The organism is Mesorhizobium sp. M5C.F.Ca.IN.020.29.1.1 (assembly GCF_003997375.1).
Lineage (GTDB): Bacteria > Pseudomonadota > Alphaproteobacteria > Rhizobiales > Rhizobiaceae > Mesorhizobium > Mesorhizobium wenxiniae.
The window spans coordinates 18878-36348 of sequence record NZ_RZSW01000010.1 but is presented as its reverse complement, the minus strand read 5'-3'; the positions used below and the strand labels follow the sequence as shown (position 1 = coordinate 36348).

The following is a 17471-nucleotide window of genomic DNA, read 5'->3' as shown; positions in this document are numbered from 1 at the left end:
GGCCAGCAAGGCGCTGCGCAGGCTCAAGACCTATCTCGGCCGGACCATTCGCGACATCTCCCGCCAGATCGCCGGCGATGCGGAACTGGGCGCGCTCTTCAAACGGTCGCTCTACCAGGCCTCCACCGTTCTCGAGCAGCGTCAGCGCCAGCGCGGCCGCAAAATCTACAGCCTGCATGCGCACGAGGTGGAATGCATCGGCGAGGGCGCTCAGGCGCCCTACGAGTTCGGGGGGAGGTGTCGGTGGCCACCACGCTGAAGCGCTCAAAGGGTGGCCAGTTCGCCCTGCTTGCAAAAGCGCTGCCCGGCAATCCCTATGACGGCCACACGCTCGCAGCGATCATCCCTGACATGGAAAAGACCATCGGCAACGAGATCAGCCGCGTTCTCGCCGACGCCGGTTATCGCGGCCACAACGCGCCGCAAAGCCATAAGTTCAGGGTCTCCACCGCTGGTCAAAAGCGCCGCGTGACACCGGCCATCAAGCGCCAGATGCGGCGGCGATCGGCCGTCGAGCCGGTGATCGGCCACATCAAGAACGAACACAGAATGGGCCGCAATTACCTCGCTCACACCCAAGGCGATGCGATCAACGCCATCCTGGCCGTAGCCGGTTACAACTTCTCCCTCCTGCTCAGGTGGCTGAAGGCGTTTTTGTGGCTCTTGATCGCCGCGTTCCTGAACCGGCCGAAGCAGCTTGCCACTCAGCGATCAAGATTGTTCACAGTCGACGGAGACGCGTCGTGCAGGAAATCACTGGTGCGGACGCGCCCACCCTCTGGATGTTCAAGCTCCGAGCGCGTCCGATCCATGGGCGAATTGGACCGTGGGCCAGCCTCTCCAGAGGCAGGACCGCTGGACCCACCTGTGTCCTCCGCGCCGCTGACGACTCTGGCTTGCCAACTGTACGCGCTGCCAAGTCGACCGATACCCGTCATAGTGACGCGCGGGTTTCCGTCGAGAGGACGCGGAGCTTTGCCTCCCATAGCGTCTGTTGGCGACGAGTTCGTCCCTGCTGCTGGTCCACATCATCAGAGCACTGCTGCTCCCATTTCACCGTCGCCTTGGGACCGGCCGTTGCGGCTGAGCTGACGGCGTTAGCCGGCGGCCCAGGTCGGGGGCCAGCGACTCGAACTTTTCACGCAGCTCCTGCGTCAGCGCTCTTGCGTCGGCGTCACTGTCAACCACGCGGGCGTTGAGCAATATCAAGAGCTCAGTCCGTTCCTTGCCGTATTCCGTGCTGCGGAACAGTCCCCCTAAAAGCGGAATGTCCTTCAGCACAGGGACCCCGGAATTGGCTTGGTTGGTGCTATCTTGCATCAATCCGCCGATAGCGATCGTGTCGCCGTTTCGCATCGATACGGTACTCCGGAGGCGGCGCAACGAAATCACCGGTGATTGAACATTGGTAAGCGTGTTCCTGTTGCCGGTGCTGACCTCCTGAAACGTGTCGAGTGTTATACTACCACCGGCACCAATTCTGGGCGTAACAGCCAAGATCACCCCTGTGTCGCGCATCTCGACATCGCTCATGATGGGTGAGTTTCCGCTTGCGATAGATTGCGATGATCGGCCGAGGATCGGGATCTGATCGCCCACCTGGATCGTGGCGGTTTGATTGTTGACCGCAAGAATGCGCGGCGCGGATACAACCTCGACCTCCCCAAGTGCGCTCAGCCCATGTAACACAATGTTGACGTCCGTGTTGGGGAACACATACGACAGACCATTTGGAACTGCTCCCAAGCTCTTGGTGGAGAGAAGATAGTCCACGCCGTAGCGCAGACCATTGTTCAGCCGCACCTCGGCGACGATAGCTTGGATGAGAACCTGTCGAGGCTTGACATCGAGTTGAAGGATCGCGGCCTCCACGATCTTGTAGTCGTGCGGTGCTGCGAGCACTACGAGCGCGTTCTGTCCTGGGTCCTCCTGGATCCGCACCGGCGCCGAGAGGCCAAGACGGTTCGCCGACATTTCCGTTTGGTCCACTGGGTGCGACCTTGAGACGGTCGCATCTGGCGTTTCGGCCGTCAGACCTGGCACATTGACCGGCAGGCTGGCTCGATTGGATACGCCGCTTCCCAGCGAGAGGTTGCCGAACATTCCCGCGGGCTGTGCAGGCGGGACAGCACTGGGCGCCTCAGCGCCGAACGTTTGCGCCAGCACATGCGCCGCTTCCGAAGCCCGCCGGTAGAGCAGTGGACGCACGTGAATGTTTGCCGACGCCTCCGACGCACTATCCAGTCTTGCGATCGCCTGGCGGACTTGCTTGAGAGCTGCAGGATCTTCTGCCACAACAAGGATACCATTCAGTCGCTCTAGCGCCGCAAATTGGACAAGCCCTCTCTCTTGGCCATTTTGCGTAAACAACAAATTGAGTTCTCGCTCAATATCGGCGGGGCTCGCTTGAGACAGCGTATACAGCGCGAATGATTTGTGAAGCATGGCTTCGGTATCAAAGAGGTCGACCAGTTCCCGCACAGAACTCACGGATCCTGGCGGACCACTGACAACAATGCCTCTTCCTCCGGGCGCCAGCGTGAGATGAACACCGTTCTGCAAGTTCGGTCGGATTACCCCGATGACCTCAGCCGGATCAACATACCGCACCGGAATGATTTGAACGCTGCTCTGCATGCCGCCCGGGAGGTCAGCCAAGCGCCCCACCCGCACTCCTTGATCACCCGCAGCCAGTCCATAGCCGTGCGGCGCAAGGGCTTTGTCCAGAAGCCGCGGCACCTCACTCACGGGCACCTGCCGTGCTGTATGAAGGGTCATTTTCCCTCCAACGCCGGGATCGATGACAACGGGCATTCTCATCACATCACCTACGATATCCTGCACCACCTGGCGAATGTCGTCATTCGCAAAGTCAAGGCTCACCCGCCTGCTATCCGACACCACCGGCAGCTTCCGTTCCCCTGTGGCTGCCACTGGCCGCGCTTGCCTCTGCCCCAGCACTTCAAAGCCGTTAGTCTGCGGTCCGCGACGTTCTCCCAAAACCGCGGAGTCAGACGGGACGAAGGACGGTGCGTTCAGCAAAACCCCGCGCTCGGCAATCGCACCACTGCCGGAGCACCCCTCTAGAAGCAACAGTAACCAAGGGAAGCAAATCAATGCAGTGTTCCTGCCTGCGATGGCCATCCGTTCACCCATTAAATTCACAAACTACATATTCTAGAATCAGAGTTGATCGCTAGGCCGCGAATACTTACCTGGTGTTTCCGATAATATTCTCCTTGGTTTTGCCATCCTTGGACAACAGGTTGGTCGCGAGTTCAACACACTGATTTAACTTGTCCATCAGCGACTGCAGGCGAATCAGCGCCATGTGCGAATCGCTATTTGCGGTATCGATGCTCGCCTTCAGGTTGGAGATAGCGGCATCGAAGTCCGACTGAACACCGGAGGTATCGGATGCTTTCTGCTCGATAGCGATGCCGTTCGCGAGCATCCACTGATGGGTATTTTGGGTCTCGCCGTGCGCGTCCACAAACTCGCCATACGACCGTACTCCCTTGTCGTCAGGCCGGTTGGCGCGTAGCGCGGCCAGAGCGGAGTTCGCGGTCTTTAGCCAATCGGTCCGCTTCTGCATTTCTTCGAATTCATCTTTAACTTGATCCTCAAGAAGATTATACCGCCCTAACTGAATTAGCAGTGCCAACGCGCTCAAGTCGCCCCCGGCCCGGGGGATATTGGACGCATCGCGAGAAAGTTGATTTGGGGGTATCACGTTTGACATTGCCACTGGCCTTTCCTGCGCAGATTAACTTGTTCCTGCTCTCACCCCATGTTGACGATCTTGCTCCTCGTGTCAGCGTCCGCGCGTCTCATCTCGGAAAGCTTGTCCAGAACGTCCTGGATCATCTTTTCATAGGCTGATTTGAATTCACTCTCGTCGTCGGCGCGAGAGCGCATCTTGGTACCCTCCGCTTCCACCTTTGCCTTTTTCTCCTGCTCACTGGTTGCCCCCATTTTGAGGGCGGCACCTGGGATCTTACCGACCTCGGTCATGCCCGTGGCGAGGCCGCTCCAGATCATGGTCGTCTCGTGGGCGACTTGCTGCGCTCTGTAGATCCTAGTCAGGTCAACGGGGGGCGGCTGGCTAGCTTCCGGGGATCGCTCTGGGACCAGCTTCGCTTCAGGCTGCTGCAGGTCAGCCCGGAAACTCGTTTCCTTCGAACCGCTGAGCTTCGCATCGAGGCGAGTCTGTGCTTTGCTCGCGCCCTTAGTGCTGACGCGCGCACCGGCTATCGCGAAGGCGGAGGTTAGGAACGTGCCGACCAGCTCACGTATCCCAGAAGCGCGAAGCGCTCTGTAGATCCTGTTCTGGTCAACGGGGGGCGGCTGGCTAGCCTTCGGAGATGGCTCTGCGGCCAGCTTCGTATGAGCCCGAAAACCCGTTTCGTTCAAACCGCTGAGCTTCGCATCGAAGCGAGTCTGTGCTTTACTCGCGCCCATAATACTGACGCCCGCACCGGCTATCGCGAAGGCGGAGGTTAGGAGCGTGCCGACCAGCTCACATATTCCAGAAGCGCGAAGCGCCTTGGCAGCAGCTTCCTGTGCCGCAATATCGCAGTCACGCGCGGCCTGCCGGTCCAGTCTTGCAAATTCCCGGAACTTCAGACTGAGGCTGTGCAGCAACGCACCAACTGCATATATATCGACTGAGGCGAGCCGTGCTCCCAGAGCGGTTTCGGCACCATTGTTTTGGACGACGATGTCTTCCAGCGTTGGCGAACCGGCCGATGCCAACTTGAAGAGGTCGGCTGGTGTTGTTATCAGTTCGCCGTACCTCACGCCCATGCCATTAGACGTCGCGAACATAGGCAAAAAGGGCCAATGTTCATCCAAATCGCGGCCCGGCAGACGAGGGCCGCGAATGTCGTTTGCTTGTACGACAGTGTGTAGCATGCATACTCTCCTAGCGTTTTGGTAGGGCCTGGACAGCTATGATCGCTCGTCAGCCGATATGCCGTATGACGGCTGACGCGGACCGACTCTGCTCCTCGATGGCATCGACAACTCTTTGCATCATGGTCTTGATGCCGAGGACCAATTCCTGGATGCGCGCCATTTCGTCCTCTTGAAGTTGGGCCAGCTTGGTGAGGAATTTCCTGATATCCAGCGTCTCCGCCCGGACGTCCGTCGCCTGCTTCTTGATGATTCCGCTCGCGGCCCCTGCGAAGAACTCGGCTAACGAAGCAGTACCTTCGCCCGCCCGAGCCGCTGTCGCAAGGCGCTGACTTGCCATAGCAATCTTCGCCACCTTATCGCCCCGGCTTGTGATCTTCGTGGCAATGCTCGTCACCGCATTCCACCCACCAGACACGGCACCGGCACCCAAGCTTGCCAGCGAAGAAGCAAGGACGATGAAACCCGTAATGACAGTGGCCCAAATCTCGGCCTGACCCTGCGCCATCCCCAGGTCTTCGATCAGGCTCTTCGCAATGGCCTGCGTCATCTTTTCGATGACCCCCGTCTCGGTCAGGGTCCCCACGGTCACTGCCACTGCTGCAGCCGACAAGGCGAAAATCCCGCCGGTGACCACGGCCACTACCACCGACAGCGCGACCGCAATCCATCCAAATATCCTCATGGCGGTCGAACTCTTCTTCGCTTCCCTCAGCTTCTCCGCCGCGTCAGTGATCTTTCGGGCGATTTTCTCGTTCTGCTGCCGCTGCAGTTCACCTCGGTGCCGCACATCCTCCATACCCGCGGCAGTCTGGGCGTCGGCCATCTTCATCTTGAGGGCTAGAAACTTCGCGGCTACTTCCATCGCATCAAAGGCCCGTGGTGGGGGCAGCATTGGCGCCGCATGCGACGCCGGAGCACCGACAAACACCGGCGGCAGCGCAAGTTCAGCGCCCGATTTGCTGAAACCAACCGAAAAATTGTGGGTGGGTGCGTCGATCTGAGTTAGCACGCTGGTTTTAAGTCGCATTCCACCGATTGGTTCCGTTATGCTCATTTTATGCATCGCAGGCTCCTTTACGCGCTGCTTCGGACCTGAGCTGGCGCAGCATCAGCGACGCGCGCTGAGCGAAAGCCTTATGCTCCGGCTTTCCACCGCTAAGCTCCAATACGCTCTCAAGCGCGCTCACAGCAGCCGCCCGCTGATTGAGCTTGATGAGGCATTTCGCAGCGCAAAGCGGGATCTGCGGATCCTCCTTGTTCAGCAGCGCAGCCAATCCATACGCACGCAGGGCATTTGCTGAATCGCCGGACATTTGACTCGCAGCACCGAATCCGAACCAAAATCTCGGGTCCGTGTACCGGTGCATGCATAGAAAACGAAAGAAGATCAGCGCCTCGCCATTTCTACCAGAAGAATAGAAGCGATGGCCGAGCGCGTAGACTGCCTCGAGTTCGTCATCCGTGATCCCAATGACAGCTGCCAAATCCGTACGCCCTGCGATGATCTTTTCGGTAAGCCGCGCCAGTCGTCTAGCCTCATTAGTGTCCACTTCTCCACCGCCCCTCACTAACTCCTCTACCTCCTTCATAACCGCCTTAGACCCACTGCCGTACTGGTTTGACGCGCGGCGCACGTACTGGCTGCTGATTGGACGTGAGGGTCATGCGATCGCTCAGAACCGCCTGCCGCTCACATGTGTAAGCTTGCTGAAAACTCTCGTCTTGAGCCTCAACAAATGCGGAAATGGCATCGCCGGTCATGGCATAGTCGCCCAAGAGCTCAGCTTGCCGGTCGAGTTGTTCCCGACCTTTTCTCAAGAAGCTCTCCACCTGCGCGATCGTTTGCCGCGAACTCATCATCGTCCCATCGAGATCTTTGCCATCCATACGTCCACGCGCGGAATCGCAAGCGTTGTGGCAACTGACATCGGGCCCGCGCGCAAAGTTTTGATCGTTGGAGAGCAGCGACTGGTTGATGCTGCGATGGCGGCGGCAAATTCCATTCCAATAGATCGCCGCATTGCAGAATGACACCATTTGTTCCCTTATAACCGCCCGATCGCCATCGACGTGATCAATGTCAGCCCAAAGCAGCAGAGCACCGCCTTGATCGGCACAGAGCGCCACCTGGACAGAGACACGGAAGAGCAGGTTCTCTCCGAGCAATTCACGGATCTCCAGTTCATTGTCCGGCACTGTCTTTGCAATCCTGCTGGTTAATCGCACTGATCGTACGCCTGTCGCCTCCAAGACGATCCCGACTCTGTCGACCGTGAGCTCAATGCGCTTTACAGCCGCGGGCGAGGCGCAAGGACGATCTGAATTCTTCAACAAGCACTCCAAAGCCACTAACAGGACATCGTCTGCCGACGCTGGTGCCACCCTCGCTTTTCCTTCTTCCACAAGCCGAGAGCCTTGCCCACATTCGGCTTGATGGCGTCTGCGCCCCAGTTCCCAGGCCCTTGAACCGCCATAGGCCCACGGATTATTGATCCAATACCCAAAATGAAACAGAACGACCAATATCGTATGGATATGTATACATCGGCAGGCATGATGGCATTGAAGCGACCAGCTGAGATGTGGACGACGAATATGCTCTCCCGTTCAGTGCGCATATGCAGAAAGTATGGACGCATATCGTCTTTATATTTGCGCCTGGCACTCTATTGAATAACATTGCAGTGAGAAATATGATGTCTTCCTGCGTGCCAACCGGTCGGCAAAATCCTTTATTGATGTGGCTGCCGGCGTGTGGATTAGCCGTCCTGGGTGCAAATTGAGGATGAAACGGAATGCCGGTCGTTGCGGGAGCGATTTGAAGAAGCTGTAGGCGCGTTAGAATCGGTCCGTAGCAGATGGCATGGTCACCCGAAGATGACGCGCGACTTGGCCAGAGAAGGGAAATTCGATATACGATGTCTCGTTCGTGTACCTCTGTGCCATCTGAGAGTCGCACTGAAATTGGGGTCGGCTTTCGGCGCAATCTTGCCGAAGCGGCATTCTTGGCTTGCATTTCGAACGACGTAGTGCGGGCCAGGCGGATTGCGAAAGGACTTGACGCTCTTGCGCCGGGCAGCAGGGAGTCCGTTATCGCTTACGCCATTGCGGATCTGACGGTAGGAAATATCGAGGCAGCGCTTGAGCAGCTCCGTCCGCTTTCGGAAACCAACGACGCATATGGGTTGGCGTTCAGCGCGCTGGCTCTCCATCTTTCCGGACGGCTCAGCGAGTGCGATGCCGTGCTCAGGCGGGTTACGGTTGGAAATCCCGATGTCGATGGACTCGTTGCCGCTATCGGCAAGAACTCGATCGGACATGCTGTGGAGAGGGACATTTGATGAACGTGAACAGCATCAGCCCAGCGGCGCTGACGTCCGTTTTGCCAACGGACACTGCATTTGTGTCGGAAACATCGACTGAATCCCTGGACGCCTTTCGCGCCGAATTCAATCGGCCCGAATTGCCGCCGCAGCACGACAGGTCAGCGACCGGTGCAATCGACCAATCGACCGAGGTGGCGCGCGGATCTGGCGTCGCCCGCACACCGGGAGACGCCATCCTCAGCAGCATGGAGAAGCTAAGCGCCAGCTTTACCCACGCCATCGAAGCCGCTCATAGCACAGCGGGTATGGAAGGAATCCACTCAGGCGATTGGCTGAATGCACAGCTCGCGATCTCAGCTTTGTCCCTACAGTGTGACCTACTGGCCAAGGTGGTCGGCAAGGCCACGCAAAGCCTGGATACTTTCCTGAAAAACCAATGATCTACGCTGGTGGACGGGTGTGACATTCGTACTTAAGTGGCTGGCGACATTTCTCTTGTTGTTGACGCTGGGGAGCTGCGGATCGAAGCTCGAGCTGTACCGCAATCTTCCGGCGCACGAAGCGAACGAAATGCTCGCACTGCTCATGAGGCAAGGCATCTATGCCGAAAAAAGCACGGACGACAGCGGCAACGCCTCATTGTCGGTAGATATTAAGGATGTTCCCACTGCAATGGAACTGTTGAACGGCGCCGGACTGCCTCACGACCTCTACGCCGATATGGGTAGTCTTTTCAAGAAAGAAGGCATGATCTCATCACCGACAGAAGAGCGCGTGCGCTACATTTATGGCATCACACAGGAGCTGTCGCGGACCCTGTCAGTCTTCGATGGCGTGCTCAATGCCCGGGTCCATGTGGTGTTGTCACCCGAAGAGACGAGTGATGGTCGACACCAGTCCTTGCCGTCGAGCGCTGCCGTCCTTGTCCGTTACGCACCCGGCACTACCGTCGATCAGATGGTACCGAAAATCAAGGAGCTCGTCGCAAACAGCTTGGAAGCCCTATCCTATGAAAGAGTCTCCGTCGTGCTCGTACAGGCGAGCCAGAATAAGCCATTATTGCGTTCCGTCGATAGAACAGCCGTCGTCACGACAGAAGACAGCGGCACAGCCCATCTGGTGATCGGGCTTGTATGCGGCATAGCGGTATTGCTGATCGGCAATGGCGTCCTCGGGTTCCTGTTATGGCGTCGCCTCCGTCAGACCTCCGCCATAGCGGCTCAATGAGATTAACCGAAATTGAACAATTCATCAGTGATCCGCGGAACAGCAGCAGTATCGGATGAATGGCTTGAAGCACCGTGGGCGAGAGCCGTGATGTGCTGCATTGCCGATCCTGCCGCTGATCTCGATTTCACAATGGCGCATGGTTGGCCCGAATGGATGCCCCTGGACAAGGTCCAGACGGACCCGTTCACTCGTATTAAGCTTGGAGGCTGGCTCCTTCGTGGGCAAAGTGATGAACCGTCCGCCATCATTTTCGCCGGTGCGGCGCGACGAAGCCGGCTCGCGTTCCTCCCCGCGCCGGACGCCGTGCGCCTCATGCGCCTGGCCGGCGCCTGGGTGGGTGCATCCGGCCTTACAGGACTTCTTCGGACGACCGATATCGCAGCGGCTCGCGCGGCCCTCGGTGAAGAAGCCGTCACATTCGCTTCGCAAGCCGCACTTCTACCGCGACCGACTACCAAACTGATGTCGGCGCTCGGTGCTTCTGACATTCCGCCCGCGCCCAGCGCTTTGGTTCAATGCGGCGCGGCGATGTTCGGTCTGGCGATTGGTGACATTCCGCAAATGCTGCGGACTCGGCTAGGCTTGCGCCGTCCCGCGCCAATCTGGGCGACGGCGGTTGAGAACTGTCGTGACGACAGTGCTGGCGAGGACGCATTTCATGCGATGCGGCGCCTGGTCCGTAAGAGGATGCCGACATGGTCGCGCTGGTTCAACTGACACCTGCATCGGCCGGTATCCTCGGCCCTGGGCGAATCTTGTCGGCCGGGAGCGCACAGGCACTGGTGGATGCCGAGCAAGTGCTTACGCAGTCACGGCGCGAAGCCCGTGCGCTCATCGATGCCGCGCGCGCATCCGCCCGAGCGATCGAGGCGAGGGCCAAACAGGCTGGAATGACTGCAGCACAAGCGGCGATCGATGCCCGCTTGACCGCGATCGCTACGGAGTCTCTGCGGATTATGGCGCAACATGAGGAGCAGATCATAGAAATGGGTCTGCAGATCGCGCGCCGGATCATCGACACCGTCGAGCCGGTGGAGGCGGCGGTGCAGATCGCTTTGCGCGGTCTGAAATTCGCGGGCCACAGCTCCCTCGTCCGGCTACGCGTGGCACCGTCGCTCCTCGAGGAAGTCCGCAACCGGTTGGACGATATCCTCCCGACGGCGACATCGCGCACCGTCGTCGACCTGATTGGCGACGCGCGCGTAAATGATGCCGGATGCATTCTCGAGACCGATGCCGGACTGGTCGACGCCACGATCGAGAGCCAGCTTGCCGCGATTGAAAGTGGCCTGCGTAGCGGCCTATCAGTCTCTGCAAAGCCAGACAATTGCAACGTTCCAAAAGCCTAAGTGATGTCCGAGCCAGCCGAGCCGACGAACGCCGTTATTCCCCCCGAGCACGAGAACATCGATCGTTTCTTCCAGCGCGCAAGAAGAGCAGTTGCACAGGCGTCGACAATGCGCGTCCGCGGACGTGTCCTCCACATCGTCGGAACGGTAATCCGTGCCATGGTGCCGGGCGCCCGCATTGGCGACCTTTGCACTCTCCGCAATCCGGAGAACGACTTCGAACTGTCGGCGGAAGTCGTCGGCGTGCAGTGCGATGTCGCCATTCTGACACCGCTCGGGGAAATGCAGGGCCTCTCCACGCTCACTGAAGTGATCCCAACGGGAAAGCCCCTCATGGTTCCGACCGGCTGGAACCTGCTCGGGCGCGTACTCGACGGTTTCGGGCGACCTTTGGACGCATCCACCAAGGGGCCCTTGCTTCCGGAAGCCCGCATGCCTGTCTACAGGGACGCACCGGATCCCTTAACCCGTCCTATCATCGACAAGACTCTTCCTGTGGGCATACGGGCGATCGATGGTCTCCTAACGTGCGGCGAGGGACAGCGCATGGGCATTTTTGCCGCTGCAGGCGGGGGCAAGAGTACCCTGATGTCGATGCTGGTGCGTGGCGCAGCGGTCGACGTGATCGTGATAGCTATGATCGGCGAGCGCGGCCGGGAGGTGCAGGAGTTGATCCAACACAGTGTCGGCGCAAAAGCGCGATCACGAGTAGTTTTGGTCGTTGCCAGTTCCGACCGCCCCGCAACGGAGCGGGCCAAGGCGGCCTATGTCGCCACGACGATCGCCGAATGGTACCGCGACCAAGGACAGCGTGTGCTCCTTGTCATGGATTCGGTGACCCGTTTCGCGCGTGCGCTAAGGGAGATTGGTCTCGCGGCCGGTGAGCCGCCGACACGGCGTGGCTTCCCGCCATCAGTTTTCGCCTCCCTGCCGCGGCTTATGGAACGCGCTGGGAACAGCCATCGGGGGTCCATAACGGCCTTCTACACCGTGCTCGTGGAGGGCGATGACATGGCCGAACCGGTGGCCGATGAAACCCGATCCGTCCTTGATGGTCATATCGTGCTCTCACGCGCCCTGGCGATGTCGAACCAGTATCCCGCTATCGACGTTCTGGCGAGTGTCAGCCGCGTCATGAGCGCTATCGTGTCGTCGGAACATGAGCGGTTGGCGGGCAGGCTACGGGAGCTGATGGCCAAATACCATGAGGTAGAACTGTTGGTACACGTCGGCGAGTACAGGGAAGGAGCCGAACCGCTCGCCGATGCAGCGATCGCAAGGATAGATCGCATACGGACCTTCTTGCGGCAGTCGACAAAGGAGCAGATCGGCTTCGACGCAATGCTCGATGAGCTTGCCGTGTGTCTGGCATGATTCCCGGAGCCGTAGATCGCCTTCTCGAATTGAAGACAATGCGGCGCCGCCGGGGCGAAGATGCGCTGCGCTTGACGCACACCACTCTCGACAATGCTGTCTCGGCTGTCGCAACCGCCTTGACCGATCTTCACGGATGGCGCGAAGATCTTACCCGTCGCGAAGCCGCGCTATATGGTCCATTAATCGGGGAAGCCGCCGCTCTCATTGACCTCGAAGAGGTGAACGCGGAGATGATCTCGCTGCGTGAGCACGAGCAGCTGCTGCAAAAGCGCCTCGAACAGGCTAGGGCAAAAGCCGACCTGGCTCGGCAGGCACGTGAGGAGGCATACAGTGCGGCACGTGAGGCGTGGCGCGAGGTAAGCAAATTCGAGGATCTCATTCGAGCCTTGCGCACCGACGCCACCCTGGAGGAGAAGCGCGCAGCGGATTTGGAATTGGAGGATTTTGCCCAGGTGCGGAACAAGGGCGGGGAGCAAGATAATAATCTCTCGGTGAACCTGCATCGGATGTGGAGCGGCCATTCGTTGTCCGTGATTGGCGGATCGCGATTCCGCGAAATCCCGGAAAGCGATTCGGTGCTCGATTTTCGCCTGCGCTGTCCTGGCGGTTGGCATCGATCGCAATGACGTTGAGAGATCATGCCAGAGACTGAAGCAAGCGAGACCAATGCTGGCGGCCGTTGAGCCAACGGGACGAAGGACAACGAAAAAACCCCGCAACAAGTATCGATAGGGTCCACGTGTCGCCGGTAGTCTGATCCAGCTGCGATCGGCTTTCAACTCATTCCACGCACTGTTGAAGACGTCGGTAAGCCGTAATCTCGCTTACCGCCTAGGCAACAATGCTGCCAAGCCGTGAGCCCGATGCTCCGGCCGGGCGAGGCCGTCGGCAAGGGCAGCGATGCGCCATTATAGCTCGAGCGTAAGCTCCGCCACGCCTCCCGCGAGGGCGACGAGAGCATCGGCGCGATGAGCGTCCTCAATGCCATCGGCAAGGTGGACGAGACGGTTCTGGAGGTCCGGCTCAAGCCCTGCCAGCCCGTCCCGGAAGCCCGCGTAGCGCCGCGACGCGATGTGCAGGCTGGTCGAGTCCCTCCGCGAGGCGGATGAGACCGCGCTGAGGTTTCCGCGCAAGTCCCGCCCACGCCGGCTCCGAGGCCAGATAAAGCCGTGCCGCGATGCCTTGACGCAAACCCCTCGGCGAGCTTGAAAAGAAGCTCTTGGAGATACGGCGCAACCCCTCCCACGCCTGTGCCGAGGCCGCCTCGGAGGGCCCAGGCGCGATGCTCTTGGTCCTCAAGCCCCTTGGCGAGCTTGACAAGCCGTTCCTGGCGATCCAGCGCAAGCCCTCCCACGCCTGTGCCGAGGCCTTGGAGGGCGAGGCGCGATGCTCTTGATCAAGCCCCTCGGCGAAATTTGACAAGACCGAGGCCTCCAAGGCCGAGGCGCGCTCCCCAGTCTCAAGTCCCTCGGCAAGGGCGACGAGACGCGGCTGGAGACGGAACGCACCCCCCACACCTGTTCCGAAGGCTCGGACGGCGGAGGCGCGATCCCAGGGCTGCTCAAGTCCCTCGGCAAGTAGGACGAGATGCTCCTGGAGATCGGCTCGAGTCCTGCCAAGCCCGGTCCGATATCCATCAGGACTAAGTTGCGCTCATCGGGGTCGCCAAGCATAGGACTAGCGCGACCAAGCCCTCCTGGTCCGCTGGGTGAGGCAAATTGAAGCTGGGCGCGAGTGATTGCATCACGCCGGGAATCATCAGCGCGGCAAAAGCGATCCGCGCCGGGCTGGCATCGCGTCAACCTCTCCCAGATAACCTGGACCGGGATGGCCGCTTGTCGCCTTTCTTGAGCCGCCGGCGGTGGCTGGCGGCGCCAGGCAGCTGTTGATTTGTCTGCGACATACTCAGCATATCGTTCGGGCTGAATCCGCTCAGCAATCTGACCGAGTTTTCCCGGACATGTCCCGTCGCCCATTTTCCGCTCGATCCGGCATGCGCGGCAAGCCTGCGGCAAGCCTGCGGCAAGACCAAATAGAACCCGTTGATCGCCGCTCAGGCCGCTCCAGATCGCAGCGGTCATCGGTCTGCGGAAGGTCGCGACGAACCAGCGTCAGAGTCTCCTTCGCGCGAGGGAAAGGTTCCGCTCCTAGCCCTACCGCGCAATCTTGGCCATTTCGCCCTACCGACGAGTACGGCGCCAAAGTCGAAGCAGAAGGGCCGAGTCGTAGGGTGCTTACTGGAACCGATCTGAAGGGTAAGTGGCGGGCCCTCGGCAAATTGCTTGCCCGCTGAACATCTGATCTGTTCGTTTGCGCGAAAGCAAATGCCCAATGTCAACAATCCGCCAATCTGTTGGGAAGGCAACAACGCTCGCCAAAAACGAGCACCTATTTTCGGCTGCGCAACTTGGCCTGGATCTTGCGGAGTGCTTTATCGCAGCACGAAAAAGATTGGTTGCAGGTGTCCCAGTCCACAACATGGCATCGTGATGTCCAAGTGCATTCGATGGCGCAGCGATAGTCATGCGAGACGAATTAGGGTCGTTCACAGGCTTTGGACCGCCGGCGTTCGAACCGTGTGCTCGTGACCGGATGCACTCTGCCGGGGTATTGGCGCAAGTCGAGGACGTACGAGTACGGTGTCCTCATAAAAGACGAAGAGCGCCGGCCGCTCCTTGTCGCTGCGGGATTGAATGCCAGGCATTTCCTTTGAGCAGTTCTAGGACCCCGCGGCGAGACGAGCCGGGCAGGAAGGCGCATTCAACGAGAATTTCACCCTTTATTCGCGCGCCTGGAGTGCGCCGATCAAATCTTCTCGCGAAGTACGTTGCCGCGGATCGCAAAGCAGCAGCTCGCTCGCTGTCGATTGGAGCCTATCAACATCAGAGACAAAATGGCGTCACTTTCGGCCTCTTTGAAAACACAGATGATGCCGCCACGGCCACAAGCGGCATCAGGCGCAATCTACGTCTCTTCAAACTTGTCAAGGCTATCCCATGCAACTACGCCACCTCCGCTATTTCGTGAGCATCGTCGATGCTGGGAGCTTCTGCCGGGCAGCGGCCACCATTCATGTGGCCCAGCCGGCCCTCAGCCAGCAGATCGCTGGCCTTGAAACCATGCTCGGCGCCACCCTGTTGCACCGCAGCGCACGCGGCGTTCGCCCCACTCAAGTGGGCAAGGCTTTCTATCGGGAGGCCGTCTCCATCTTGCAGCGGGTAGAGCGACTGCCCGGCATCGTTCGCTCCACGGAGGGAGAGCCAGAAGGTTCGGTGCGGCTAGGCATGTCTTCGACGCTCGCCGTCTCCCTCGCCGGCCCCTTGGTGGCCGCCTGCAGGACGGCACTCCCTAAAGTGACGCTGAGCTTGGTTACCGGTGACTTTCTCCGCATCAGGCCGCTCATGGAATCGCAGGCGCTTGACGTTTGCATGGTCTTCGAGGACACACCCACCCTTGGTGTTTCCCGCAAACCGCTGTTCCGCCAGCGCCTCTATCTGATCCGGCCTGCCAACGCAGAAAATTCCGCAACATCCGTGTCCCTCGAGACGCTGGCGGCAATTCCGCTTGTACTGCCAGCGCAGCCGCATACGATCCGCGAGGCGCTGGACCGGGCGTTTGGAGCGGCCGGAGTGATACCGAACTGCGTGGCAGAGGTCGACACGTTCTGCAGCGTGCTCTCCTTGGTCAAAGCCGGCGTAGCAAGTGGGATCGTTCCCAAGGGGGATTTCTCGGACATTCCAGGCTACGACGGTCTGAGGCCTGTCGTCATCGATCCGCCAATTCATCTGACAGCATGCCTCATGTCATCCGCACACATGCCGCTCACCTCCGCCGCCGAGGCGGCAAGTGCACTGCTCGCGGCGCGGGTAGAAAAGCGCTTTAGTGAAGCGCTGCCCGCCGAATGGGAGCGCGTCCCGATTTAGAAGTTGTCGAGAGGCGAGTAATCCAAGCGCTATGTCTTTGGGCACCGTTTTCAAGGCGACCGAGCGATTTTAGCCACGAACCCACGAGCTGGTTACAGCTATGGCCTGTGAGCGCTGTCCTCTTGTGGAGCGTTATGTGTGCGTCTTCTGTGTCAGGCCTATGACGCGCGCATTGCTCCGGGCAAACAGCCATTGCTCCGCCTTGGTCAAGCACAGGAGACGCGTAAAGTCGCCAGTAGCCAGCAACTGCTGCGACGCCAACTCATGGCGGTCCTCGCCGCGCTTGCCCGGCTCGATGCGAATGGACATCCGGCTGCTATCGATTTCTGTTACCTGCATACGCGCCCCCGTGGCGCGTAAGCCCACCGCGTCTGTGGCATCAGAGCGACCGGGTTCCTCGTCGCGTTCACTGCGCCGACCACCTCAGAGGCGCTCCAGCACGACCAGCAACTTGCACGGCGTCCGGGCGTATCGATCCGCTCAGGCAGATCAGATCGACCCAGCGTCACCTCAAGAAACGCAAGGCGCAAGCGGTCTGGTTCACCACGCCCCAGAGGTCCCACCGAGTGGACTAATAGGCGCGCATCTGGTGGACTCCTAGGCGACGCGGTCGCGGAAAAACGGTGCCGGTCCATGCTGGCCAACGCTTCTGCCGTCGCTTTGAACACTTCGGCACGATTTTTGGGGCGCTACTGCCTATCAAGGCCACTCAGGGTGGATGTATGTCAGATCTCATCATAAGAATTGGAGATGATCCAATATCGACAAGATATTTGCTTCTGGCCCACGTTGAGTAGATTGGATGTAAACGACAGCTCGACCATTGAGCGGATGCCCCTTCCCCGGCGAGTGGAGTGATCTCGGGATATCCGTCGCCATGACTGGAGCGATTTCATGGGGAACCCGAACGGCTTGCATCAACAGCTTGTCCGAAAAGATCGAGTCACTAGGCAGCTTGTCTATTTCAGAGATCTTCGACGCATGTGTTTTGGGCTGAGCTGTTCCATTACGACTGTCGTCCGCATCGTTGGTCGCCGATCCGATGCGCGGGTACTCGCTAGTAGGGATGCTGCGTTGGCGGCCGTCACAAACAGTGTCTGTTCCACCCCACCTGCGGGGCGGGCTACCTCGCCGCGGGCCCTCACCTTGGGGACGATGAGCGGTTCTCGCAAACGTTCAACGAGCGGAATTTCAAAGAGTGTGAGTCACTCGACGACGCACCCCGCAAGGGTCTCGGCAGTAACGAGCTTGAGTCGCACAAACGCAGCAGCCAGGCGCCCGACCCGTCAACAAAGCTCCATTTCCTGGGCGGCACAACCGACCGTCTCGCGGGCTCGAGCGAACTCTTC

Annotated in this window: 14 protein-coding genes and 1 pseudogene; 8 read left to right on the top strand and 7 right to left on the bottom strand. The window is 59.5% G+C overall.

The features are described from left to right. Positions 1 to 666: pseudogene (locus tag EOA85_RS02065) on the top strand (IS5/IS1182 family transposase); the annotation flags it as partial. Positions 667 to 1053: 387 nt separating this feature from the next. Here EOA85_RS02065 and EOA85_RS02060 read toward each other — a convergent pair. The 6 genes from EOA85_RS02060 to EOA85_RS02035 all read right to left on the bottom strand — a co-directional run bounded on the left by EOA85_RS02060 (position 1054) and on the right by EOA85_RS02035 (position 7113). Further along, positions 1054 to 3144 carry a secretin N-terminal domain-containing protein gene (locus EOA85_RS02060; protein ID WP_164759448.1) on the bottom strand — a complete coding sequence of 697 codons (2091 nt, stop codon included), beginning with the start codon at positions 3142 to 3144 and terminating at the stop codon, positions 1054 to 1056. Between the two features lie 67 nt (positions 3145 to 3211). Further along, positions 3212 to 3748 carry a hypothetical protein gene (locus EOA85_RS02055; RefSeq protein ID WP_127208158.1) on the bottom strand — a complete coding sequence of 179 codons (537 nt, stop codon included), beginning with the start codon at positions 3746 to 3748 and terminating at the stop codon, positions 3212 to 3214. A 35-nt stretch (positions 3749 to 3783) separates the two neighbouring features. After that, a complete protein-coding gene (gene sctB, locus EOA85_RS02050) occupies positions 3784 to 4914 on the bottom strand; it encodes a type III secretion system translocon subunit SctB (protein WP_127208157.1) in 1131 nt (376 codons plus the stop codon). Positions 4915 to 4963: 49 nt separating this feature from the next. Further along, positions 4964 to 5980, bottom strand: a complete 1017-nt coding sequence (sctE, locus tag EOA85_RS02045; protein WP_127208156.1) for a type III secretion system translocon subunit SctE — start codon at positions 5978 to 5980, stop codon at positions 4964 to 4966. Next, positions 5973 to 6506, bottom strand: a complete 534-nt coding sequence (locus EOA85_RS02040) for a SycD/LcrH family type III secretion system chaperone (protein WP_127208155.1) — start codon at positions 6504 to 6506, stop codon at positions 5973 to 5975. Before EOA85_RS02040 ends, sctE begins: the two co-directional genes overlap by 8 nt. A 7-nt stretch (positions 6507 to 6513) precedes the next feature. Beyond that, positions 6514 to 7113, bottom strand: coding sequence for a hypothetical protein (locus EOA85_RS02035; RefSeq protein ID WP_127208154.1), 600 nt, complete (start codon positions 7111 to 7113; stop codon positions 6514 to 6516). A gap of 1144 nt (positions 7114 to 8257) precedes the next feature. On the opposite strand from EOA85_RS02035, the gene sctI reads away from it, so the two are divergent. The 7 genes from sctI (at position 8258) to EOA85_RS02000 (ending at position 16122) form a co-directional block, all read left to right on the top strand. Then, complete coding sequence (gene sctI / locus EOA85_RS02030; protein ID WP_127208153.1) at positions 8258 to 8683, top strand: type III secretion system inner rod subunit SctI; 426 nt, start codon at positions 8258 to 8260, stop codon at positions 8681 to 8683. A gap of 19 nt (positions 8684 to 8702) precedes the next feature. Beyond that, positions 8703 to 9470, top strand: a complete 768-nt coding sequence (gene sctJ, locus EOA85_RS02025) for a type III secretion inner membrane ring lipoprotein SctJ (RefSeq protein WP_127208152.1) — start codon at positions 8703 to 8705, stop codon at positions 9468 to 9470. Between the two features lie 12 nt (positions 9471 to 9482). After that, positions 9483 to 10190: a hypothetical protein gene (locus tag EOA85_RS02020; RefSeq protein WP_127208151.1), complete on the top strand. Its 708-nt coding sequence runs from the start codon at positions 9483 to 9485 to the stop codon at positions 10188 to 10190. After that, positions 10169 to 10822 (top strand): FliH/SctL family protein, encoded by a 654-nt coding sequence (locus EOA85_RS02015; RefSeq protein WP_127208150.1) that lies wholly within the window; start codon positions 10169 to 10171, stop codon positions 10820 to 10822. Before EOA85_RS02020 ends, EOA85_RS02015 begins: the two co-directional genes overlap by 22 nt. Positions 10823 to 10858: 36 nt before the next feature. Beyond that, a complete protein-coding gene (sctN, locus tag EOA85_RS02010) occupies positions 10859 to 12196 on the top strand; it encodes a type III secretion system ATPase SctN (protein WP_348627872.1) in 1338 nt (445 codons plus the stop codon). Continuing rightward, positions 12193 to 12825: a YscO family type III secretion system apparatus protein gene (locus EOA85_RS02005; RefSeq protein WP_245485565.1), complete on the top strand. Its 633-nt coding sequence runs from the start codon at positions 12193 to 12195 to the stop codon at positions 12823 to 12825. The genes sctN and EOA85_RS02005 overlap by 4 nt, the downstream gene beginning before the upstream one ends. Positions 12826 to 15195: 2370 nt before the next feature. Then, positions 15196 to 16122, top strand: coding sequence for a LysR substrate-binding domain-containing protein (locus EOA85_RS02000; protein WP_127208147.1), 927 nt, complete (start codon positions 15196 to 15198; stop codon positions 16120 to 16122). Positions 16123 to 16254: 132 nt separating this feature from the next. On the opposite strand, the gene EOA85_RS37220 is transcribed toward EOA85_RS02000, so the two are convergent. Further along, positions 16255 to 16431, bottom strand: coding sequence for a hypothetical protein (locus EOA85_RS37220; RefSeq protein ID WP_164759447.1), 177 nt, complete (start codon positions 16429 to 16431; stop codon positions 16255 to 16257). Between the last annotated feature and the right edge of the window lie 1040 nt (positions 16432 to 17471).

What these genes read in the sequence shown, in the direction of transcription:
- EOA85_RS02060 (WP_164759448.1), bottom strand. Translation starts at nt 3,144, where the DNA reads ATGGCCATCGCAGGCAGGAACACTGCATTGATTTGCTTCCCTTGGTTA.
- EOA85_RS02015 (WP_127208150.1), top strand. Translation starts at nt 10,169, where the DNA reads ATGGTCGCGCTGGTTCAACTGACACCTGCATCGGCCGGTATCCTCGGC.
- EOA85_RS02005 (WP_245485565.1), top strand. Translation starts at nt 12,193, where the DNA reads ATGATTCCCGGAGCCGTAGATCGCCTTCTCGAATTGAAGACAATGCGG.
- EOA85_RS02040 (WP_127208155.1), bottom strand. Translation starts at nt 6,506, where the DNA reads ATGAAGGAGGTAGAGGAGTTAGTGAGGGGCGGTGGAGAAGTGGACACT.
- sctB (WP_127208157.1), bottom strand. Translation starts at nt 4,914, where the DNA reads ATGCTACACACTGTCGTACAAGCAAACGACATTCGCGGCCCTCGTCTG.
- sctI (WP_127208153.1), top strand. Translation starts at nt 8,258, where the DNA reads ATGAACGTGAACAGCATCAGCCCAGCGGCGCTGACGTCCGTTTTGCCA.
- EOA85_RS02000 (WP_127208147.1), top strand. Translation starts at nt 15,196, where the DNA reads ATGCAACTACGCCACCTCCGCTATTTCGTGAGCATCGTCGATGCTGGG.
- sctE (WP_127208156.1), bottom strand. Translation starts at nt 5,980, where the DNA reads ATGCATAAAATGAGCATAACGGAACCAATCGGTGGAATGCGACTTAAA.
- EOA85_RS37220 (WP_164759447.1), bottom strand. Translation starts at nt 16,431, where the DNA reads ATGTCCATTCGCATCGAGCCGGGCAAGCGCGGCGAGGACCGCCATGAG.